Genomic DNA, 22,530 nt, shown 5'->3' on the forward strand with positions numbered 1-22,530 from the left:
ACCATAATAATACACTAATGGCAGACGTAAGACCTGACGAGGTATCAGCGATTTTGAGAGAGCAGCTCTCAAACTTCAGAACTGAGGCTGAGCTCGAAGAAGTAGGAACAGTTCTTCAGGTAGGTGATGGAGTGGCCCGTATTTACGGACTTACTCAGGCACAGGCCGGTGAACTTTTAGAGTTCGAAAACGGCTTGAAGGCATTGGTACTTAACCTGGAAGAAGACAACGTAGGTGCGGTATTGCTGGGCGACCCAAAAGGAATTAAAGAAGGTGCTACTGTAAAGCGCACAAAGACAATTGCCTCCATTAAAGTGGGCGATAGCATGTGCGGCAGAGTAGTAGATACACTTGGCAATCCTATCGACGGTAAAGGTCCTTTGACTGGCGACTTGTACGAAATGCCGCTTGAAAGAAAAGCGCCTGGTGTTATCTATCGTCAGCCGGTAAATGAGCCGCTGCAAACTGGTGTAAAGGCTATTGATGCCATGATTCCAATTGGTCGCGGTCAAAGGGAGTTGATCATTGGTGACCGTCAGACAGGTAAGACCGCTGTGGCCATCGATACCATCATCAACCAGAAAGAGTTTTACGAAAAGGGCGAACCTGTTTATTGTATATATGTGGCGGTAGGCCAAAAGGCTTCTACCGTTGCGGGTATTGTTGCTTCTCTTGAAAAAGCAGGAGCTATGCCTTATACCGTTATCGTGTCGGCTGCTGCATCTGACCCTGCGCCAATGCAGTTCTTCTCGCCGTTTACAGGTGCATCTATCGGGGAGTACTTCCGTGATACAGGACGCCCTGCTTTGGTTATTTATGATGACCTTTCCAAGCAGGCGGTTTCTTACCGTGAGGTGTCACTTCTTCTTCGTCGCCCGCCAGGACGTGAGGCCTACCCAGGTGACGTATTCTATCTTCACTCTCGTTTGCTGGAGCGTGCTGCCAAAATCAACGACAACGATGAGATTGCCAGCCAAATGAATGACCTTCCGGAGTCATTGAAAGGCAAAGTAAAAGGAGGCGGATCATTGACAGCCCTTCCTATTATTGAGACGCAAGCCGGTGACGTTTCTGCTTACATCCCGACTAACGTAATCTCAATTACTGACGGACAGATTTTCCTTGAAACCAACCTGTTTAACTCAGGTGTGCGTCCTGCGATCAACGTTGGTATTTCTGTATCAAGGGTAGGTGGTAATGCCCAGATCAAGTCGATGAAGAAAGTGGCAGGTACGCTGAAACTGGATCAGGCCCAGTTCCGTGAACTTGAGGCTTTTGCCAAGTTCGGCTCTGACCTCGATGCTTCTACTAAGCTGACTATCGACAGGGGTAGAAGAAATCAGGAAATATTGAAGCAGCCTCAGTTCAGCCCTATGTCGGTTGAGCATCAGATTGCTATCATTTACGTGTCAACAAAAGGCTTCCTTGATAAGGTGCCTTTGGACAAGGTGAAAGCCTTTGAGAAAGAGTTTTTGACACTATTATCGGCGCAGCATCAGGATGCCCTGGATTTGCTTCGTGCAGGTAAGCTGGAAGACAGCGTGATAAACACCCTGGCCGAGACGGCTAAGAGTCTTCAAAAAAGTTACGTATCCTAAATAGAATGGTGAGTCCGCCCACTGGCGGACTTTTCAAATAGAAAGTATATGGCGAACCTAAAAGAGGTTAAGGGCAGAATTCAGTCGGTTACTTCTACTCAGCAGATCACCAAGGCCATGAAAATGGTGGCGGCGGCAAAGTTGAGGAGAGCACAAGACCGTATTACCCAAATGCGCCCCTACTCTGAGAAGCTGACAGGTATACTTAGAAATGTTACTTCATCTGTTAGTGACGATTTGGAGAATGAATATGCCGTTGTAAGGGAGGTGAACAGGGTCGCTTTGGTTGTTGTTTCTTCCGACAAAGGCTTGTGCGGTGCTTTTAATAGCTCCGTTTTTAAAGCAGCTGTCAACCTTCTGAAGACAAAGTACAAGGAGCAGAATGAGTTCGGCGGAGTTACCATCATTCCTCTGGGGAAGAAGGCCATGGAGTTTTTCAAAAAGAGAAACTACAAAGTGGACACGAAATACTGGGACATTTTCTCTAACCTTTCGTTTGATGAAGTTCGCCCGGTAGCCGAGTACCTGATGGAAGCCTATAAGGCTGGAGATTTTGATGCCGTAGAGCTTGTATACAACGAGTTCAAAAACGTGGCTACTCAGGTGTTGAGGGTAGAAAAGTTCCTTCCTATTGAGCCGTCTGAGGTGGAAGAAGAGGGCACCTCCAACTCAAATGCCATCGACTACATTTATGAGCCATCAAAGGAGTTCATTGTAAAGGAGCTAATCCCCAAGTCGCTGAAGATTCAGGTGTACAAGGCTACTTTGGAATCCAATGCTTCAGAGCAAGGCGCCAGGATGACAGCCATGGACAAGGCGACTGATAACGCCGGTGAGCTTTTGAAAGAGCTGAAGCTGATGTACAATAGAACCCGTCAGGCAGCGATCACCAAGGAGATCCTAGAGATCGTTGGTGGTGCTGAAGCACTAAAGAGTAGTTAAAATAAATATTTGACGATAAATTGAGCCCATGAATATTCATGGGCTTTTTTTGTGGTTTATCCGGGTATTGGCAGGGCGGGCTGATGGTTCAGGTTCAGAGGGATTCTCATCGGTTTAAATTAAGAGAAAAGCCATTGCCGCTATACAAGACACCATCGACAAGAGCATAATTTTGCTCAATTTTGTTAGGGCCGGAGTAGATAATAGTTCCAGTTAACATGTCCCTTACTTGCACGGAGCTTTCAATAAAGAATAGCCCCCAGTTAGTGGCAGCATCCGCACTCTTTAAAAAATATCGAGTGCCAAGAGTATACTCGGCAATACTCTCCATTTCTGGTATTTTTAGAACATTAATTTTGTTTTCTGTGGTAGTTACTATCGCTACGTAGTTTCCGAAGCCTATAGAATTGGTATAATTCATGAATTTGAACTCGTTGGGAAGCTCTGTCAACGTACCATTTTCAACCACGAAGTGTTCTGCTTTATATGCCCTTGAGTTTCCGGAGAAATCTCTGCCGATAAGTACCAGGTTTTTCGATTCCTCATAATAAATCACATTGTTATTAAAATTGCCTTGATATACTATAGCGTCCTCGACATAATCCAACAACTTAAAAACTCCGTCAGTGTAGGCGATGTACCTATCATCGATGACCTGCAAGCGTGCTATTGGCCGTGAGAATGAATTGTTGGCCAAACCGTTCAATTCAATTTGTCTTATATATGTCAGCGTCGAAGAATTCAAGAGACTAATGATGTCACGGTTGTAAGTAGCAATGGTGCTTCCGGTATTTGAAAAAGATAATCCAGATATTGGGAGGGAAATTGAAATCTGTTCATTTTCGGTTTTTCGAAGTATTTGGGAGCTGACAACATAACTTAGTTTTCCGGATGGTGTATTTCGGTCGGTATACAATTCATCAAATTGGAAAGCTGGGTCACCTAAAGCGCCGGGACTTGAGTCGACTACTTTATTCAACTGATTGGCACTTGTAGTCATCAATTCAAAGCGGATAGTGTCACCCATTGGCAAACCACTAATTGATGCTGTTGTGTCATAGAAATTTGTATTGGTAATGCTTTGTCCTCCGTTGAATAGCCATTTCAAGGTATAAGTTGAGAAACTACTTTCAAATGGGGCCCTCGACCAATATACTTTGAGGTGTCCATCTGCTGTTGATTCATACTCAACAATTTTTGGCCCATCCGATAAGTTGATAGTCGTAATATTTGATCTTTCACTATCCATTATATCACCCCGAAATACCTGTGTTTCTACCCCGTAATACATCGTTCCGCCTACGTATCCAAGATCGATATATTGAGCGGGAACTTCGAAAACCGACGACAGCTGATTTTCATTGTTGAACAGCTGGTCAGGATCGGGGCCTCCATATATGTTTACTCTCCACAAGTTGTTTTTAGGATATTGCTGAAAATTGAAGGTGAGTGCATTTGTGGTGCTTGTAATGGTAAAAGGGATGGCTTCGGCCGGTCGTTTATCAATTCGGATTCGCTTTTTAAATTGATAAATGGCGGCCTCGGCCTGCACCTGATCGGCAAGGCTGTTAGTATTTGTGCTTGTGTAAACATTCACAACAAGTTCAGCAAAACCATAATCGGCTACAGCCATACCAGGCCTAAGTATGAAACTACCTGATGGTAGGTCAGAAACATAAATCTCCTTGTCATCTAGGGTAGCTACAACTAAATAAAAGAGCCCATCGGTGACCTCAAAACTGTAGGTGATTTCCTTGGGACGAACGATAAACTCGTCATCGGCTATCGCAGTTAGCTCGTACTCTGATAAGCTAGAGTTAATCTCTTGTTCTATTTCCACATAATATTCTCCTTCTAATTGAAACTCACATGCAAAGACTGACGAGAGCAGAATGAGTAGAACAGCGAAAACGATATTATTTTTCATCAGGCTTTTGTTATAATAGCTTTGCTCTTCTTTTTTAAGAGGATGAAGCCAAGGCCAGCTTTAAGTCTAATACCATTCCACTGAGGCTTCGGCTCGCCTGAAGGGAAATAAGCCCGCCATTCAGCCTGATTACCCTCGATAACATTTTCTTTTAGGGACACTACCTGCAGGTGGTAGCCGACACTTGCACTTACTACGAAACGATACTTCGTAAAGCCTATTGAAGCTTGCGGTTCAAAGAAAAGTTGATTTGATTTCACAACGATTGACTGGTTGATATAAGAATTGGTATTAGTCAATTCAGCGAAGTTCCGCATGCTGTAATTGGATAGGGAAACCCCACTTACCAGGCGAGGTCTTATAAAAAAGGCGTCGGTGAGCGACATCTTAAATGGTGATATTCCTGCACCCCAATACTTATTGGACACTAGTTGATCACTTTTAAACGTCCCTGAATAATCTTTATAGCTCATTCTGGAACCAGTTGAATTGGCCCCATTTTCAATTGACACTTCTAGCTTCTCAAGATGAAGAGTCAGCATTCCATTGTAGCCATAGTATGGTTCAAAGTTGCTATATATCTTGTAAGGCAGGTTGATTCTTCCGTAACCAAGGAAAATGAAAGGAATGTTATCTTGCGCCGTCTTAAAATCTTCCATATTGTAGGTGCCATAAGTGGATTCAAAGCTTAGTGACACCGATTGTGACCGCACTTCTTGCGTAAAAAGAAGAAAATAGACAATAGAAATTATGGTTGCTCTACTGGTTACAGAATATAACATTTCTAAATATATTACCATTTCTTGTGCCTTCAATAACTTTCTTTGCTTTTCGGTGGAATTCCCCTTTGTGAGCCGTCAAGCTCCGGAATAGCAGTCGACGATGGTGCCTTGACCAGAATGTCATTAGTTGTCAACAAGAATAGGGCCCTGCATTTCAAATGCAGGTCATGGGCTCACCAGATTCTTGGCGGATGCTTTGAGTTGTTGGCAGCACGGAAGCCCGCAATAGTAGCTAAAACCAATATTTGACGATAAATTGAGCCCGTGAATATTCATGGGCTTTTTTGTTGATGGGCAGGTCTTTCATAATAGGACTGCTTAAACATGGCAGCCTGGAGGTAGCTCTGGGTGCTGTCGTCATGTCGATGGTTGTTGCCTCTACCTGCGGTGCCTATGTGCCAGGCTCCGTTTATGTCTCCCTGTTTTTGGCTGTTTGGTTCATCTATATTCTCGACCGGCTTTTTGATGCCAGAAAAATACCCACATCCGCCAGCAACCCCCGGCATCATTTCTACCAGGAGCACTTCTCACAGTTGCTTACAGTCCTTGTGATAGTGGGATGCGTGGGCCTCGGCTCGCTGGTCTATTTGCCGGCACCAGTGTTGCTTTATGGTGTGTTGGTGATGGGAAGCTGCCTGCTGTATTTGCTGTGGGTATTTTTGTCGACCCGGAGCCTGCCTAAAGAAGTGGTTGTGGCAGCGCTTTATACTGCCGGAATTTCGCTGGCACCCCGGGCCTTGGCGAGCAGTGGTGTGGGGCCCGTGGATCTGCTGATTTTCATGGTGATATTCCTCATTGCTTTTATCAACCTGATTTTATTCTCCCGCCAAGAGCGGCAGTACGACATGGCCGATAGTCAGGAATCATTCATAACCCGGTGGAAACCCGAAAAAATAGGCTTGCTGTTGCGGGCTGCTTTTACTATGGCCATTATCGGGATAGCTGGCTTCTCCTGGTTCAGTGACAGCCTCCTTGCTCTGCAAGGGTTGCTGATGCTGATGCTTGGTGTACTTTGGATACTTTATCAGCGAATGGCTGATTTTGAAACCTCTTTCACCTATCGGCTCATTGGCGATGGCATTTTTCTGATGCCGATACTTCTTCTGATTTAGCATGGCCAATGGATTTAACCTTTTGGCTCCTGTGTACGACCCGCTGGCCCGGCTTGTCTTTGGAAAGTGCATTGACAGAAGCCAATGCCACTTCTTCGGAAGGGCAGTGAGTGTCAAGTCTACACTGGTAGCAGGCGGCGGCACTGGCCGGTTTTTTGAAGAATACTTCAAGCAGCATCCGGATAGCCAATTGGCTTTTATTGAGAAGTCGGCAGGCATGATCGCAAAGGCACAGTCTAGAACGATGCCGGGGATGAATATTGGTTTTGTGCGGTCGGACTTTTTGACTTACAGCGAAACCGATCCTTATGACCTTGTGTTACTGCCGTTTTTTCTGGACATGTTCTCCGACGAGTCGGTGGAAGGTATTGTGAAGTCGGTATCGCAGGTGAGTAAACCGAACACACTGTTGATCGTGACTGATTTTGTGAAACAGGAAAAACGAGGGTGGAAATCACTTCTCATAAGGGGTATGTACTTATTTTTTCGCTTAACTTGTGATATTGAGGCACATAGGCTTCCCAATTGGCAGGAGGCATTTGCCAGAGCTGGATGGAACATTAAGGAGAGTGCCACGTATTGTAGAGGAATGATAGGTACTCACCTTTTAGCGAGAAGCTAAATATTTTTTTGATCCAACCGATTCAATCGAAACCTATTCATTTTTTGGATGTCTTTTACCCTGCAACCTAATTAGAAATTGGATTCAGAAAGTACGAGTTTACAGGAATACCTTGTGGTGAGGAGCCAGGAGGGCGATCGTCGGGCGATCAATGAGTTGTACAAGCTGTACTCAAAGGCTATGTACAATATCTGCCGCCGGATGATAGGCGACGAGGAAGAAGCCAGAGATGTGCTTCAGGATGCGTTTGTCGATGCCTTTGCCAGCTTGAAAAAGCTCCAGCAACCCAAGACTTTCCCTGCGTGGATCAAGCGGGTAGTGGTGAATCATTGCATCAATACGCTCAGGAAGAAGCGACTTTTCACTATCAGCATTGAGGAAAAGTTTGACCTGGCTTATGAAGATGACGACGACAACTACTATGCACGGATGGAGGCCGGTAAAATACTGCAAGCCATGGATCAGATTTCGGTGGGCTGCAAAACGGTGATGAATCTGTACCTCTTTGAAGGGTATGACCATGGAGAGATCGGACAAATATTGGGTATAACGGAGTCGGCTTCGAAGGCCCAGTACTGTAAAGGAAAAGCAAAAGTGAGAGACTTGTTAGGAATGGAAAAATTGAAAGTAGCCAACCAATGACAGATTTTCTAAAAAAGAACATTGATGAGCGCCGGGACAGCTTCGATGTTTTCGACACGGACCTTGATTTGGCCTGGGAAAACATTGACAAGCGACTCAATGGCGGCAAGAAATCAGGAAAGGTAGTGCACATGTGGGGCTGGAGCGGTAAAGTAGTCCGGGTAGCCGCTGCTGTTACATTATTGTTGGCGGCATCCATCGCATTCATGTGGAACGGTGTGGGATCATCAAAGTCGCAACCGACACTTTCTATGGTGTCGCCGGAAATGGCAGAGACTGAGCAGTATTATGCCATGATGATTTCTGAAAAAATGAATGAAATAGAAGCCAATGGGCAGTGGGTAGACAAGGAAGTGGTGGAGGACATGCTGGCCCTCGATCAGGCCTATACTGAGCTCCAGACTGACCTGGCAGACAACGTAGACAATGAAGAGGTCATTCATGCAATGATTGTGAATTATAAAATTAAGCTGGACATCCTAGACAGGATACTGGCACAAATAAAGGAGGCAAAAAATGGAGCAGGTAGGAAAGAATCGTCTCTTTAGGTGGTTGATCATGCTGTTGCTTGTGTTGGCGGGAAACCACGCACAATCGCAGAGCGATACGAAACTGACGAAGAGCATTAACAAAGCGTACAAGGTTCCGAAGGACATTACTGTTGACGTGAGCAATAAATATGGACGGGTAGCGGTAAAGTCGTGGGCAAAGGATTCTGTGCTTATCTCGGTGGAGATAACGGCGTATGCCAAGGACTCCAGGTCCACTCAAAAGCTGATGGAAAGGGTTGAAATTGACTTTAGCAATCTTGGGCCTTTTTTAACCGTTGAAACTGTGCTGGACAGGGGCAGCGGAACCTTTAAGGAATTGCTGAACACGGTTGGTGATGTGTCGAAGACGGTTTTGAGCAGCAACAAGCTGACCATAGATTACGAAATAACTTTGCCAGAGGGAGCAAGCCTATTTTTGGACAACCGCTTTGGGAATGTTTTTATTGCCGATCATGGGGGGCCCATTAAACTTACCCTTGCCCATGGTGATTTGAAGGCCAATGAGTTGAAGGGTAAGTCGATCGTTGATTTAAGTTTTGGTAAGGCGAATATTAGACGGGTGCATGATGTGGAGCTGACGCTTAAGGCTGCTCAGGTCGACATTCAGCAGGCAAAGGGTATCATACTACAATCGATGACTTCCGAACTCAGGGTAGAAAGTGCGCTTTCAGCGAGGGTAGATTCCAGAAACGACAAGCTTAATTTTCAGAAGATAGGTTGGATCAGTGGCAAAGGAATGTTTACCGACTGGACGTTGGGTGAAATACAGGAGAACCTCGATTTGGAGGTGAACTACGGGCAGGTGATACTTCATAGCCTTAATAAAGACTTTGCAAAGGTAAGGCTGGCAAGTAAGTACACGGACCTGGATGTAACTATGGATCCTGCCAGTTGGGTAAATCTTGATATCAAGGCGGAGCAGGATAAGATTTATATCCCTGGCAACTGGATTCCCATGCTGACCAATAGCCCGGTAGCTGGAAAGGAAGGTTACATCCAGTTGAGTGGCCAGGTGGGTAGAACGAATGACAAACAAGGCATCATGCAACTGGATTTGCAAGGTGCCTCGGTAACCCTTCGCTATATGGAGGCTCTGCCGTTTACGAAGAACTAATACTAACAATGAAGAGCTTATTTTTTGGTGCGCAGCTGTTGATAGCTGCCCTTAGTCTTGCTACATGTCAATTGGCCAATGCGCAAACGACGCAGGAATACTCGCAGTCAGCCGGCGTACGATTTGGCGCCACGTCAGCGCTGACTTACAAGAAGTTTCTGGTAACCGAAGAGGCACTGGAAATTATGGTAAGTGGCAGGCACGAAGGGCTGCAGCTCACTACTATGTATGTGTTCCATGTGCCGATGGATTTGGCTTTTTCTCCAAACTTCTATGCCTACTACGGCGCTGGTGGCCATTTCGGATTTGAGGAGCGAAACAACCTGACCAAGATATTGGTAGGGACAGACGGGAGTGCGTTCAGCTATGAAAATGGGGCGACCTTTTTTACCATGGGAGCTGACTTCCTTATTGGTGTGGAATACAGGTGGCTGGCAGCCCCGATTACGGTTTCTTTTGATGTAAAACCCTATTTCGACTATATCGGTTTCCGCAAAACGGATTCGAGGTTCTGGGACTCAGCCATTTCATTTAAGTACATTTTTTAAAAAAGATCGATGAAAGCTGTCAAAATTGTTTTTATACTTTCTATCACATGCGGTTGGCTCAGTAGCGCTGCACAGGGTATTGAGAATCCCGAGGAAATCAAGTCTCTTTTTAGCAAAGAAAATGAGATCAAGGGCTTCGGTGGTGTGGACATCAATATTACAGACGTGTATCAGGAAAGAAGCCTTCTGCTGGGGGCATACGGGGGTGCAATCATCAACAAGCATGTGATGTTCGGTCTGGCAGGTTATGGCATCTCTACTGAGAACCAATTCAGGGGCGAGGCCGGCACTATGTTCAATATCGAAGGTGGTTATGGTGGGCTGTACCTTGGGGGCATTCTGTTCCCCAACGAAGTGGTGCACTTAACGATCCCGGTACTATTTGGCGCCGGTGCTTTCCATATTGTCGACAAGCAGTATTTCCCCACTTCCTTCGATAAGGAGTATGTACTTGAGTCAACGGCGTTTTTTGTTGTGAAGCCCAGTGCGCAGCTTGAAGTCAATATCACGCAATTTTTGCGGGTGGGAGTGGGCGCTACCTATCGCCTCATAAAGGGGTCGGATTTGAGGAATATTTCGGATGATGATTTGACCAGCTGGGGAGGAACGTTTTCGATCAGGCTAGGCAGGTTTTAAGCCAATAGCCTGAGGTTTATGAATGGTTTATACTAAAAAAACAGACTGGGGAAACCAGCCTGTTTTTTTTGAGTCAGGAATTCTTGTTGGACTTTGTGGCTTTAACGACGTCAACAGCCCTGGGGCCAAAATAAGCCGAGCCTGCACCGGCCAATACGGCAACTGTCGCTGAAAACCACCAATCTTTGGGCACCAGGTATTCTCTATTCCATCCGATGGCCACCACTCTGCCAATAAAGTAAATTATTGAAACGACGGAGAACCATAAAATTCTGTCTTTTCGAGTGGCCACGGATTTTCTAGAACGGAAGACTACTTTTTCACGATGTCATAAGCGACCACTGTGTTGCCGAAAAACGTAGGAACAAATAGTAAGCTTTGATCCGCCGCAATTTCAATATCCGCCGCATTGGCACCGGCTGCTTTGGTGTCAAGCAGTTTTGTTTTCTTCCAGTCCTCTGTCACGTAGTATACCTCGCCGTTCCAGTTAGACACAAAGTAGTCGCCATCCAGCGCTACCACGCCATCACCACCGGGAATTGAGTCCACCACCATTTTCACGTCCTTATCGGCGATGCTGATAGTGCTGAATTTGCCTGCGCCAAAGGATGCCACCATCAACCTTCCATCTTCCGCCAATAGGCCATTGGGGCCGCCGAGGACCTCGCCTTCTGTCCATAGTGCCACAGCGCCGTTGGACAGTGCGAAGATTTTGCTCAAGTTCGAATCGCTGATATAGACGGTTCCTGAAGCGTCAACGGTGATATCGTTGAGGAAGGAGGCCCCGTCTACCGGAAATCTATTGGTGATCTCACCGGTGTTGACATCTATCTCCACCACTTCGTCGATATTGCTTACGTAAAGCAGGTTGCCAACCATGCCCATGCCTTTAGGGCCGTCCAAGCCGACCACCCATTGGGTGTCGATGATGGCTCCATCAAGCCCTACTTTGGCTATAAATCCGTCTCCATCTTTCGCATCCGGTGGCACCGCTCCGATGCAAGCAACGTACAGCACGCTATTTGTTACATCGTAGTAAACAGACTCAGGCGTAGTCAGCGTTGTGTCAGTCTCCCATTTTTTCACAAGAGAGACCGTTGTCACAGGAGTTTCTTCCACGACGGTTTCTTCGGTCTTCTTTCCACTTTGGCAGGCCACCAAAACGGCAGCGGCAAAGAAATAGCTAAGTTTTTTCATTGTTGATATAGGTTTGTTACTTCGAAGTTAATAGTATCTATCACAATTGTAAAATTGTCAGAAATACTTATTTTTCATTAAATTTTAACACAGTAATTCGTCCAATTCTTCACCATAATAACAAGATGTAAGGCTATATGTTCCTTCGTTTGTAAAGTTCTCTTTGCTCTTTGTGAATCTTCTTCCACTTATTCTTTTTCTCAAGCATGGCACTTACATCCTGCCTTGTTTCCAGGTACGCCAGTTCCTTTATCATTTTGACATAGTTGATCCAGTGTGCTTCGTCCACCGAACCTTCGTCCAGCGCCTGGGTGATGGCACAGCCTTTTTCATCGGTGTGTGTGCAGTTCTTGAATTTGCAATGCTCGCTCAAGGCTTCAATGTCTTCGAAAGAAGTGCTTAAGCTGTACTGGTCACCCCAGAGCTGGAGTTCTCGCATGCCGGGAGTGTCTATCAAAACACCTCCACTTTCCAGCAGCATCAGATGTCGGCTTGTAGTGGTATGCCTGCCCTTTGAGTCCAGCTCCCTCACCTCGCCCGTTGCCATAAGCGGCTGCCCAATCAGACTGTTGATGATTGTCGATTTGCCAACGCCAGAGGAGCCTACAATCGCTATGGTTGATCCAGCTTTTATATAAGGATGAAGGGCGCTTACCTGATTTTGCAGGGCCGCTACCACCACAATCTCGACATTTTTGATTCGCTCTTTCACCTGTCGAACAATGTCTTCTGGATGGGGGCAGAGATCGGCTTTGTTCAAAACAATGATTGGCTCTACGTTTTGTGCGAGTGCAAGGTAGCGCTCAAGTCGGGCGAGATTGAAGTTGCTATCCAACCCCTGCACAATGAAAAGCTTGTCGATGTTGGTAGCAATGATTTGCGCTTCCAGCTTCTTGCCTGGCACTTTTCGTGAGATGACAGACTGCCGTTCCAGCACCCTTTGAATGATGGCTTTGCCCTTGTCAATTTCTATCATCAGCACCCAGTCGCCCACTTTCGGCAATTCGGCATCTGTTTCCGCCATGTAAAAAAGACGGCCAGTGGCTTCGGCAATATATGTGTCCCTGGCCGTGAGTACCTGGTAGTTGGTTTTGTTTTCTATAGATACTCTGCCGACGATGAGCTCTCTTTCTTCCTGGGTAATTTGATTTTCAAAATAGGTATTCCAGCCCATCGGGCTTAAGTGATTGTATTCCATTTCAGTATAGGATTTAGTCAATAAAAATCTACTCCACCGTGGGAAGGTGGATCTGAAAGAAGCGCCGCCCGAAGGAGCGCCCTAGGCTATATCAAGCCCTGGAATAGAAATTTTTAAAAGTGTCAGAGACTAAAAGTTATTTTCGGAAAGATAAGGATTTGGTCTAAATAATCATCAAATGACCCAGGGCAAACGCATTTAAAACAAAAAGGAGTCAAATTTTTTTCAAAGAAGAATTTCGAAGCCAAATGGTTTTAAATGCGTTTGCCCTGTCAACTGACCCTTTTTCCCTTTTCCAGCTGAAGCACGTGGTCAACACATGCAGGCAATTCTTCCTCATAATGTGTGACATAAATGAGTGCTGTGGAGGATGCGCTACAAATAGCATCTACCACAGTCCGCACCCTTGTTTGTTGCACATGATCAAGACCCTGACACGGCTCGTCGAGGATAAGCAGTGGAGGATTTTTTATCATGGCTCTGGCAAGGAGAATGATTCGCTGTATGGTGGGCGAGGCTGTTTCGAAAATTTGTGTGCCCGAACGCTGCAACTCAAGCAGGTCAAGCCACTCGTCGACCAAAGACGCCTGCTCCTTGTTCACAGGCTTTAGATAGCCAAGTGTGTCATGAAAGCCAGAAGCGACAATTTCCCAGCAGGTAGCCCTGGAATGAAAGTACTGTAGAAGCTCTGGCGATACAAAACCAATTTTTTTCTTGATGTCCCAAATGCTTTCTCCGCTGCCTCGCTTGTGGTCAAACAGCGTGATGTCGTTGGCATAGGCCTGGGGGTTGTCTCCATTGATCAGGCTTAGTAGCGTCGACTTTCCTGCGCCGTTTGGTCCTCGCAGCGCCCAGCGTTCTCCCGGCTTGATTGCCCAACTGACGCCGCTGAGAATAGTGCTGTCTCCATATTTGACGGTCACTTCTTTCATACCCACGATCAATTTGTATTTTGATAGCGGTTGATTTTCTGTCAGCCTGTTCACTTTGGTGGCATCAAGGGAGTAAGAGGGGGGGATGGGCAGTGTAATTGAACTAAACTTGTCCCTGACGACGACCTGTTGGATCTGACAATTGTCCAGAATGGCGGCATGTGTAACCACCGAGGGTATTTCATCAACAGCGGTGGTAAGCACAATGGCGATGCCAGAAGTGATGATTTCGTCAAGGATGGAATTGAACGCTGTCCTGGTTGTCACATCCAGGCCAACAAGTGGACTATCCAAAAGCAACAACCTGGGGTTTTTCAGCAGGGAGGCTGCCAGCCTGAGTCTTTTGGTTTCTCCATTGCTTAGCTTGATAAGCTGCTTCTGACGCAGCGGCTCAAGCTGGAAAAGCGAGATGACTTTGCTGACGTCCCAGGACCCTTCTGCTAAGTTTTTCTGCGCCTCGTCATTAAGAAAATCTTCGACGGTTGGGGCATCCTCTGAAAAGGCGGCATTAAAGCGTTGCTGGTAAAAGAACTCCGAAGTGTTGGAAAGATTCTTGAACTGGTACTTTACCGGGAGGTAGCTGATGAGCTGCCGGTGGTTAAAATAGGGGTCTTTTGGCGGATGGGCCCTGATGTATTCATCGTAAAAAGGCCTGATGACTTGCCCCTTTACAACATTGAAATTACCTGCAATGGCCTCCAGCAGGGCGCTTTTACCGGATCCACTATGCCCCAGAAGAGCCCAGCACTCACCGCTTCTCACCTCAAAGGACAAGTCTTTGAAAACGATTTTTTCACCGTAGCGAGCGGTTAGGTTGTCGAGCTTAAGAAGAAGCTGATCGTGCATAACACTGAAAGTATTTTAAGCCGGGATTATGTTGAGCTCCCGGCAAGTTTAATAAAATTCTTTCACTGGCGGTTTTTTTAATGTGCTGATTCAGGGTAGCCTTCATTTTGTCTGTACTACTTCGTCTAAATGTCATTTTTTAATCGATCTAAAATTTCTAATTTGTCGCTAACCCAAGTGTGATGGAAGACATAGAAAGAGCAGTTTCCCTGATGGGAGTAGGTATGATTACTGTGTTCCTGGTATTGGCCCTGGTGGTGCTTACTGGAAATGCACTCATCAAGTTTGTCAACACCTTTGTTCCGGAAACCTTACAGGCTTCCCCCAAATCCCCTTCCACACAAACATCCCAGGTAGCTTCCAAAAAAATAGCAGCCATTACCTCGGCGGTTCATCAGCTCTCAGGAGGTAAGGCCAACATCCAAAAGATTGAGAAATTGTAGCGTTTAAACAACCCGGAAATGAGTAAGGAAATAGGACTTTGTCTTGTGTACAGAGACATGTGGCAGTCGTCGGGCAAGTACATGCCCAGGAAAGACCAATTGGTGAAGGTGGCAGCCCCTATAGTAGACATGGGCTGCTGGAGGAGAGTGGAAACCAACGGCGGCGGTTTTGAACAAATCAATTTGCTTTATGGTGAAAACCCCAACCGCTCGGTTCGGGAATGGACACAACCGTTCAATGATGCAGGTATTCAAACGCAGATGCTGGAAAGAGGCCTGAACGGGCTTCGTATGTACCCCGTGCCCATGGATGTGCGGGAGTTGATGTTCAGGGTGAAGAAAAAACAGGGAACCGATATATCCCGCTCATTCGATGGTCTCAATGACACAAGGAGCATCATCAATTCAATAAAGCTGGCAAAAAAAGGAGGCATGATTGCCCAGGCGGCCTTGAGTATCACCCATAGCCCTATCCACACGGTCGACTATTTTGTGAACATGGCGGGTACATTGATAGATGCCGGTGCAGATGAAATAGCGGTGAAGGACATGGCTGGCATTGGTCGTCCGGCGTCTATTGGCAAAATAGTGGCTGGCATTAAGGCCATCAAAAAAGACATATTGGTGCAATACCATGGCCATTCCGGGCCAGGCTTTTCGGTTGTTTCCTCGTTGGAGGCAGCCCGAGCGGGTGCAGATATCATTGATGTGGGCATGGAGCCGCTGTCGTGGGGCACGGGGCATGCTGATTTGCTCACTGTTCATGCTATGCTGCGGGATGCAGGGTTTTCTCTGCCCGACATCAACATGAAAGCCTACATGCAGGTGAGAACGCTGACACAGGAGTTCATAGATGATTTTCTGGGATACTATATCGATCCTAAAAACCGGCTGATGAATTCACTGCTGATCGGCCCGGGCTTGCCAGGAGGCATGATGGGCAGCCTGATGGCCGATCTGGAGAAGAACCTGGTTTCTGTGAACAAAGCCAGAGAGAAAAACGGAGAACCTGCCATGTCGCAGGACGACCTGCTGATCAAGCTGTTTGAGGAAGTGGAGCATATTTGGCCGAAGATGGGCTATCCGCCACTGGTGACTCCCTATAGCCAGTATGTGAAAAATGCTGCACTCATGAATGTGATGCAGATGAACAAGGGCAAGGAGCGCTGGAGTATGCTGGACGATAACACCTGGGATATGATGCTGGGCAAGTCCGGTCAGCTGCCAGGCCCTGTAGCTGACGAATTAAAAGCCCTGGCCAAAGCTCAAAATAGAGAATTTTTTGAAGGCGATCCGCACAGCCTGTACCCAAATGAGCTCGAGAAAATCAGGGGCGAGATGAAGGAAAAAGGCTGGGAATTTGGAGAAGATGACGAGGAGTTGCTGGAATATGCCATGCACCCTAAGCAATACATCGATTACAAGTCGGGTAAAGCCAAGAAAGCTTTTGATGAGGATTTGGCACAAAGAAAAGCAGCTGCGTCGGCGCCTGCTGCTCAGGCTAGAGGCCAAACGCCAGCCATGGCAGCCCTGCCTCAAACATTAATGGTAGATGTGAACGGTGAGGCATTCCGGGTGACGGTATCCTACGATGGAGATAGTCAGCCGACGTCGGCTTCCGAAGCTCCGGCTATGCCGCAGGCTTCCAGCAACGGACATACGCAGGACATACTGGCCCCTCTGGAAGGAAAATTCTTTTCAACGAAGGACGCTGGCGAAAAGGCCATCAAGCCAGGTGACTTTATAAAAAAGGGTGATACTGTGGGCTATATAGAGGCCATGAAGGTGATCAACGCTATTTCTGCCGATAAAGAAGGAACAGTGGTGGAAGTTTGTTTCAAAGACGGGCAGGAGGTATACGATGACGACGTGCTGGTGAGAGTGAAAAGTTAAGGCCATAACCAGCTCACTATTTACTTCTTACCAATAACCACTTACCTCCCTACCATGGAACTGTTCGAAAAAGTATACAGAATGACCGCCCTGGGCGACTTGGTTGCTCATCCGTCTTATATCCTGATGATCCTCATCGGGTTTGGTTTGCTCTACCTGGGCATTGCCAAAAAATATGAGCCGCTGCTCCTTGTACCCATTGCTTTTGGAGTGTTGCTGGCCAACTTTCCCGGAGGAGGGATGGGAGTGGAAAAGATTCCTGAGGGGCTTACCCTGCCGCAGATTGCCGAGCAGTACGGCATCATGAACTTTGTTTACTACGCCCTGATCAAAACGGGCTTTCTGCCGCCAATCATTTTCATGGGGGTAGGTGCGCTGACCGACTTTGGTCCTATGCTGCGCAACCTCAGGTTGGCCTTTTTCGGTGCCGCTGCACAAATAGGCATTTTCTGTGTGTTGATGGCGGCTGTGGCCATGGGTTTTACTTTGAAAGAGGCTGCTTCTCTGGGCATCATAGGTGGGGCCGACGGGCCTACCGCTATTTACACCACCATCAAATTGGCGCCGCATCTACTCGGGCCGATTGCAATTGCGGCTTACTCTTACATGGCATTGGTGCCGGTGATCATCCCGTTTGTCGTTCGGTTTTCCATGACTAAAAAGGAGTTGCTCATCAATATGAAAGAGCAGGACAAGCTGTATCCTTCCACAAAGCCAATCAAGAATTTGCAGGCTTTGAAAATTATGTTCCCCATCGCCCTGGGCTCCATTGTGGCAATCCTGGTTCCTTCTTCTGTGCCATTGGTGGGCTTTCTGATGTTTGGCAACCTGGTAAAGGAAATTGGCGTGGCTACAGGACGATTGTACCAGGCCACATCCGAGACCATTCTGAATTCAGCCACTGTGTTTCTTGGCTTATCTGTCGGCGCCACCATGACCACCAAAGCCTTCCTGAATACCCAGACGCTCATGATTGTGGTGGGGGGCTTTATTGCCTTTGCCATCTCCATTCTAGGCGGCATCATGGCTGTGAAAGTGTACAACCTGTTTGCGAAAAAGAAGATCAATCCACTGATAGGCGCTACTGGCTTAAGTGCCGTACCTATGGCCGCCAGGGTAGCCAATGAAATAGCCATCAAGCATGATCCCAGCAACCACTTGCTGCAATACGCCATGGCCAGCAATATTTCAGGAGTGATTGGCTCCGCCGTGGCGGCTGGAGTGCTGATTTCGTTTTTGAGCTGAAAGTACAACTATATATTTTTTGCAAGTTTTTTGGTAAAGTATTTTTAAGGTAAATTAGAGCTGTTTTGATCAGCTATTTTAATATTTATTATGCCTTCAAGGAGAACTGTTTCTAAACTAATGGCGGCAGCCGTTCTAAGCTTAACATTCTTTTTTCCTGTCCATGCCCAGGACACCCTCAGTGAAGGGTGGTATTACAGATCCCAAGGTGGAGATTCGTTAGTAAAGTATGACGCATTTTTTCAGAATGCTTCGTCTGTGAGTATTGATCTGTCGCCCGTTGAGAAAGAGAATCTTTCTCCTCTGATTTTTTCGCCCAGTGGTAGATTAGCCAGTTCGGACGATCATGGTATCTACTTGCTGGATTTGACAAGTGGAGGAAAGGAGTATTTACTTATCAAAAAGGATTTCTTCAACACAAGCAGCATCTTTAGGTTCGAGACTGATAGCTCCATTTTTTACAATAGTCAGGTTGATTCTAAAATTTTTCATTTTGATTTAAAAACCGGTGAGGAAAAGCAGGTATATCAGTACGAAAACTCATTTTATGATTTTTCTTATGATTCTTACCGAAGAATATTGTGGGTGGTGGAACAAGACAGATCCGTCTGCGGTGTCCGTTCCGAATGTTTGAAGCTCCATGCTTATTCCCTCGAAAGTGGGCAAACGAAAGAGTATTCATATGGTTATGCGTCTGCTCCTCAGACAGACTCATACGGTTCTTTATACTTAACCGGTAGATATTGTTTTGATCCCGCAACTGAGTCGGTGGCAGTTTCGAAAGATGACCTTTTTGACATGATGCCATATTTCAGGGAACGTTCACAAACAGGGCCAATGCTGGGCCTAACGAGCAAAAACATTTTCTTTGATCAGGCCATAAAAGATTCTAAGACAACAAGAAACTTCACTTTTTACAATCACGGGGATGCGGTATTAAGAATATCGGATGTAAATGTAGATGCTCCTTTTTCAACCAACCTGCCAGAAGTTGTAGAGATAGAACCCTCTGGACATCTCTCCTTCCAGGTAAGTTTCGAGCCAAATCAGTCTGCAGAATTCGAAAGCTTTTTTACGTTCGTCACTAACGATCAGTTTAGGTTGTCTGACAGTGTCAGGTTAAACGGCTTAGGGTATCAAATGAATACTGTTTCAGCAGAGGATGGTATTTTGATGATTGACTACTCATTTTATGAAGGGAATAAACTAAAAAGCTTTGACCTGGCTCTGGAGACGGAGAGCACTTTAGGGAACGTCTATTTTGGCCAAACAAAATCCCCAATGGCGATTAACTCAAAAGGAGAATTATTCACGACAATTGCCTCAACCCTGTATCAAATGGACCCAAAAAGCGGGGCCTTAGAGGAATTGACTGAGTTATTTGAGCTCGTCAATCTACCCGGAGCAGGACAAAGACAAGTTATAGCGATGGATTTTGACAGTTCCGACAATTTAATTCTAGCCATTCAATACCACCCTGGCTCAAAAGAAATTGCAAACACATCTATTAACAAGTATTCTTTTGAAACCAGCGAACTTTCAGTTGTGGAATTTATCCCAACTATTGATGAAAGCAAGGTAGGTGGGTTTGATTTAGCTATCGACAGGTTGTCTGATCAGTATTATTTATTGTATAACGAAACAGAACTATACAGGTGGAACAGCGAAGCGCTCGACAGTGTTGGATTTGTAGACGGCGCAGAGTGGCATTCATTTTCCATATTTTTCACAAAGGATGGTGAATTGTTGGGGTTGAGAGGAGCTGAGTATTGCTGTTCTGGCGATGAGAATCCATTGGCAATTTCGACTTTGTTTGCTATTAACAAACATGATGCAAGCAGCCGAAAGATAGGAGAACTGAGTGGTTCTATCATTGCGGCGGCTACTGCGGGCTCTTATAGAAGCTTTCTTGTGGACGGTTTAGTAGAAAACACCAACGAAGTTAGGATATACCCAAACCCTGCTACGAATCTTTTGTCTATTGAAGCAACCAATAACCTGATCAATATTGGAGCCATTCATCTTTATGATTTGTCAGGGAAGGTGGTTTACAAGAATGTTGGAATAGAAGGAAAAAGCTTACTAACTATAGACCTTCACTCCTATGCTGTAAATCCCGGACTTTATCTGCTAGATGTGAAGCTTGCTGGTGGTCAAAGCATAATTAGTAGGATTATTATAGAGTAGTTGAAAGCCAAACTCACGGATATTTTCTCAACTACTCTTGGTCTGTTCTTTAATCATATTAAAGCTCCGGCTACAATATGTCATGGCCAGCGATATCTCTGGAGTGATAGGATCAGCCATGGCTGGTGGGGTGCTGATTTCGTTTTTGGGTTGACATTTTTTATTGGAACCTTGCTAAAAAGTACGCAAAAGCGTACGTTTATGCTATGAAGAGCTTATCAATTACAGAAGCCAGGAAGAATATCTACAAGCTCATAGACGAGGCCACCGAGACTCACCAACCCGTTCAGATTACTGGAAAGAGGAATAACGCTGTGCTGGTAAGTGAAGAAGACTGGCGTGCTATTCAGGAAACACTTTACCTGACTTCGATTCCCGGGATGAGAGAGTCCATCATGGATGGATTGAAAACACCTCTCGAAGAAACAACAGATAAGTTGGATTGGTGAACAATTACAAGCTGGTTTACACAAAACAGGCGCAGAAGGATGCGAAAAAAGTGGCATCTGGAGGGCTCAAATCTAAAGTAGAGGAGCTTCTCAAAATATTGGAGTCTAACCCCTTTCAAGACTACCCCCCTTATGAAAAACTTCTCGGTGATTTGTCTGGAGCCTATTCCCGCAGGATTAATATTCAGCATCGACTTGTTTACCAGGTACTGGAAGAAGAGAAAACTGTAAAAGTGCTTAGAATGTGGACTCATTATGAATAATGGGACTGTACTGGAAGCTCATTTTTGATTACTTTTCTCCAAACATATTATTGATAGTTATCCGCCAACAGATTATTTATGAACGCAGCACTCAACCGCAACTTATTCTTTGTCAAAGAACACACAGGTGTTTTCAAAGCAGCCAACAATTACGACATCCATGACCCGAACTCACAGGAAGTGATCCTTCACTGTCGGGAGGAAAACCTGGGGTTCTTTTCGAAAATATTAAGGTTCACTGACTATAAGAGGATGACACCGTTTCACATTGAGATCAGGACGCCCATGGGTGAAAAGCTTTTGACAGTGAAGCGGGGAGTATCTATCATTCTGTCGAATGTGGAAGTACTAGATGCGAACGACCAATTGGTGGGTAAATTCAAACAGAAGTTCTTTTCCATCGGAGGGAAGTTTGACGTGCTGGATGCCAGCGAAACATTTATGTGTACACTTCAGGGCCGGTGGACAAGTTGGGATTTCAAGTTCGTCAAAGACAATGTTGAATTTGCGCAAGTGAGCAAACAATGGGCAGGGTTGGGCCGGGAGATGTTTACCTCTGCAGACAATTATATGCTTCAGATCAACGACAAAGTGCCTGCCGACCACCCTTTGAGGATTCTGATTTTGGGTGCGGTGATGTGTATTGATATGGTGTTGAAGGAGTAGGGCTTCAGGACAATAGCTACTCTATTTTGAGCAATTCGTCGGTTCTGAAGTGAGTACTGTCTTTGTTCCAATGCCATTTTTTGAGTTTAGGAAGCTGTAAGCCATTCAGCGATTGATAGCTGTCAACAAAAATGAACTCCCCGTCCCCTTTGCTCTCGTCAAAATAGAAACGATAGCCGGCCAGGAGAAAGCTCTCCTTGTCAATGTAGAAATACCAGGTTTCACCGTCAGTGGAGGGGTCATAAGTCACTTTCACTACCCAACAGGCCTTTCCGTTAAATGTCTCTTCATTCAAAACAGGGGCTATAATGGTTCCAGGGTCTTTGAGCTTCATCGGCACGCCGTATAGGTATTCGTATACCTCTTTGAGGTACTGGGTTCGCTCTTCACTTAGCTGAAATTTAGTTTTTATTTCATCATTGAAGTTTGAACTGCCATTTATCGAGACGTAATACTCACCATGTCGTACTCCCTGCGTGACGGTGCTGTCGCCCTGCTGCAGGGCATATTCAAAAATGCCTTCAGGATTATTAATAAGAATAGAGAAGTGCCTTTCTGCTTTCCCATCTCGCTTGATGGACATGTGGAAGCGGTTGTTAAGCTGGGGCCAGTAGTTGTTTGGGTCGTGGACTTCAATGGATTTTTCAAGCAACGACGCTGGAGTGAGTGAAGGATCGCTACAGCAAAAAAATGCTATAGGAAGCAGGAGAAGGATTTTTGAGTGTTTCATGCGTGAC

General features: G+C 45.9%; 23 protein-coding genes. 16 read left to right on the plus strand and 7 right to left on the minus strand.

The window, feature by feature from the left end:
* Positions 1-17: 17 nt before the first annotated feature.
* Both atpA and atpG read left to right on the plus strand, forming a co-directional pair.
* A complete protein-coding gene (gene atpA / locus AAC052_RS18275) occupies positions 18-1,598 on the plus strand; it encodes a F0F1 ATP synthase subunit alpha (RefSeq protein ID WP_152001674.1) in 1,581 nt (526 codons plus the stop codon).
* 48 nt (positions 1,599-1,646) lie between these two features.
* On the plus strand, positions 1,647-2,540 hold the full coding sequence (gene atpG / locus AAC052_RS18280) for an ATP synthase F1 subunit gamma (protein WP_339789973.1): 894 nt from the start codon (positions 1,647-1,649) through the stop codon (positions 2,538-2,540).
* Positions 2,541-2,646: 106 nt separating this feature from the next.
* On the opposite strand, the gene AAC052_RS18285 is transcribed toward atpG, so the two are convergent.
* Positions 2,647-4,467, minus strand: coding sequence for a hypothetical protein (locus AAC052_RS18285; protein WP_339814930.1), 1,821 nt, complete (start codon positions 4,465-4,467; stop codon positions 2,647-2,649).
* Complete coding sequence (locus tag AAC052_RS18290; protein WP_339814931.1) at positions 4,467-5,282, minus strand: hypothetical protein; 816 nt, start codon at positions 5,280-5,282, stop codon at positions 4,467-4,469. The genes AAC052_RS18285 and AAC052_RS18290 overlap by 1 nt, the downstream gene beginning before the upstream one ends.
* Positions 5,283-5,539: 257 nt before the next feature.
* Here AAC052_RS18290 and AAC052_RS18295 point away from each other — a divergent pair, with 257 nt between their 5' ends.
* The 7 genes from AAC052_RS18295 (at position 5,540) to AAC052_RS18325 (ending at position 10,474) form a co-directional block, all read left to right on the plus strand.
* Entirely contained in the window at positions 5,540-6,361 is an 822-nt protein-coding gene (locus AAC052_RS18295; protein WP_339814932.1) for a hypothetical protein, read from the plus strand.
* A gap of 1 nt (position 6,362) precedes the next feature.
* Entirely contained in the window at positions 6,363-6,983 is a 621-nt protein-coding gene (locus AAC052_RS18300; RefSeq protein WP_339814933.1) for a class I SAM-dependent methyltransferase, read from the plus strand.
* A gap of 78 nt (positions 6,984-7,061) precedes the next feature.
* Positions 7,062-7,625, plus strand: a complete 564-nt coding sequence (locus AAC052_RS18305; protein ID WP_339814935.1) for a sigma-70 family RNA polymerase sigma factor — start codon at positions 7,062-7,064, stop codon at positions 7,623-7,625.
* Entirely contained in the window at positions 7,622-8,173 is a 552-nt protein-coding gene (locus tag AAC052_RS18310) for a hypothetical protein (protein WP_317488679.1), read from the plus strand. Before AAC052_RS18305 ends, AAC052_RS18310 begins: the two co-directional genes overlap by 4 nt.
* On the plus strand, positions 8,142-9,290 hold the full coding sequence (locus tag AAC052_RS18315; RefSeq protein WP_339814936.1) for a hypothetical protein: 1,149 nt from the start codon (positions 8,142-8,144) through the stop codon (positions 9,288-9,290). Before AAC052_RS18310 ends, AAC052_RS18315 begins: the two co-directional genes overlap by 32 nt.
* An 8-nt stretch (positions 9,291-9,298) precedes the next feature.
* Positions 9,299-9,838 (plus strand): hypothetical protein, encoded by a 540-nt coding sequence (locus AAC052_RS18320; protein WP_339814937.1) that lies wholly within the window; start codon positions 9,299-9,301, stop codon positions 9,836-9,838.
* A 9-nt stretch (positions 9,839-9,847) separates the two neighbouring features.
* Positions 9,848-10,474: a hypothetical protein gene (locus AAC052_RS18325; RefSeq protein WP_152001684.1), complete on the plus strand. Its 627-nt coding sequence runs from the start codon at positions 9,848-9,850 to the stop codon at positions 10,472-10,474.
* 73 nt (positions 10,475-10,547) lie between these two features.
* On the opposite strand, the gene AAC052_RS18330 is transcribed toward AAC052_RS18325, so the two are convergent.
* From AAC052_RS18330 to AAC052_RS18345, 4 genes are all read right to left on the minus strand, one after another.
* Positions 10,548-10,766: a hypothetical protein gene (locus AAC052_RS18330; protein ID WP_339814938.1), complete on the minus strand. Its 219-nt coding sequence runs from the start codon at positions 10,764-10,766 to the stop codon at positions 10,548-10,550.
* Positions 10,767-10,786: 20 nt separating this feature from the next.
* Positions 10,787-11,671: a gluconolaconase gene (locus AAC052_RS18335; protein ID WP_339814939.1), complete on the minus strand. Its 885-nt coding sequence runs from the start codon at positions 11,669-11,671 to the stop codon at positions 10,787-10,789.
* Positions 11,672-11,804: 133 nt separating this feature from the next.
* A complete protein-coding gene (rsgA, locus tag AAC052_RS18340; protein WP_339814940.1) occupies positions 11,805-12,869 on the minus strand; it encodes a ribosome small subunit-dependent GTPase A in 1,065 nt (354 codons plus the stop codon).
* A gap of 272 nt (positions 12,870-13,141) precedes the next feature.
* Positions 13,142-14,647 carry an ATP-binding cassette domain-containing protein gene (locus tag AAC052_RS18345; RefSeq protein ID WP_339814941.1) on the minus strand — a complete coding sequence of 502 codons (1,506 nt, stop codon included), beginning with the start codon at positions 14,645-14,647 and terminating at the stop codon, positions 13,142-13,144.
* A gap of 182 nt (positions 14,648-14,829) precedes the next feature.
* Between AAC052_RS18345 and AAC052_RS18350 the strand changes: the two genes are divergently transcribed.
* The 7 genes from AAC052_RS18350 to AAC052_RS18380 all read left to right on the plus strand — a co-directional run bounded on the left by AAC052_RS18350 (position 14,830) and on the right by AAC052_RS18380 (position 21,793).
* Positions 14,830-15,090: an OadG family transporter subunit gene (locus tag AAC052_RS18350; protein ID WP_317488672.1), complete on the plus strand. Its 261-nt coding sequence runs from the start codon at positions 14,830-14,832 to the stop codon at positions 15,088-15,090.
* An 18-nt stretch (positions 15,091-15,108) separates the two neighbouring features.
* On the plus strand, positions 15,109-16,983 hold the full coding sequence (locus AAC052_RS18355; RefSeq protein ID WP_339814942.1) for a biotin/lipoyl-containing protein: 1,875 nt from the start codon (positions 15,109-15,111) through the stop codon (positions 16,981-16,983).
* Between the two features lie 54 nt (positions 16,984-17,037).
* Complete coding sequence (locus AAC052_RS18360) at positions 17,038-18,228, plus strand: sodium ion-translocating decarboxylase subunit beta (RefSeq protein ID WP_339814943.1); 1,191 nt, start codon at positions 17,038-17,040, stop codon at positions 18,226-18,228.
* A gap of 588 nt (positions 18,229-18,816) precedes the next feature.
* Positions 18,817-20,415 carry a T9SS type A sorting domain-containing protein gene (locus tag AAC052_RS18365; RefSeq protein ID WP_339814944.1) on the plus strand — a complete coding sequence of 533 codons (1,599 nt, stop codon included), beginning with the start codon at positions 18,817-18,819 and terminating at the stop codon, positions 20,413-20,415.
* A gap of 206 nt (positions 20,416-20,621) precedes the next feature.
* Positions 20,622-20,864 (plus strand): type II toxin-antitoxin system Phd/YefM family antitoxin, encoded by a 243-nt coding sequence (locus AAC052_RS18370; protein ID WP_339814945.1) that lies wholly within the window; start codon positions 20,622-20,624, stop codon positions 20,862-20,864.
* A complete protein-coding gene (locus AAC052_RS18375; protein WP_339814947.1) occupies positions 20,861-21,127 on the plus strand; it encodes a Txe/YoeB family addiction module toxin in 267 nt (88 codons plus the stop codon). Before AAC052_RS18370 ends, AAC052_RS18375 begins: the two co-directional genes overlap by 4 nt.
* 78 nt (positions 21,128-21,205) lie before the next feature.
* Entirely contained in the window at positions 21,206-21,793 is a 588-nt protein-coding gene (locus AAC052_RS18380) for a phospholipid scramblase-related protein (RefSeq protein ID WP_317488663.1), read from the plus strand.
* 16 nt (positions 21,794-21,809) lie between these two features.
* On the opposite strand, the gene AAC052_RS18385 is transcribed toward AAC052_RS18380, so the two are convergent.
* Positions 21,810-22,523 carry a DUF6503 family protein gene (locus tag AAC052_RS18385; protein ID WP_339814948.1) on the minus strand — a complete coding sequence of 238 codons (714 nt, stop codon included), beginning with the start codon at positions 22,521-22,523 and terminating at the stop codon, positions 21,810-21,812.
* Positions 22,524-22,530 lie beyond the last annotated feature (7 nt).

This window comes from uncultured Imperialibacter sp., assembly GCF_963974565.1.
In the GTDB taxonomy this organism is placed as follows: domain Bacteria; phylum Bacteroidota; class Bacteroidia; order Cytophagales; family Cyclobacteriaceae; genus Imperialibacter; species Imperialibacter roseus.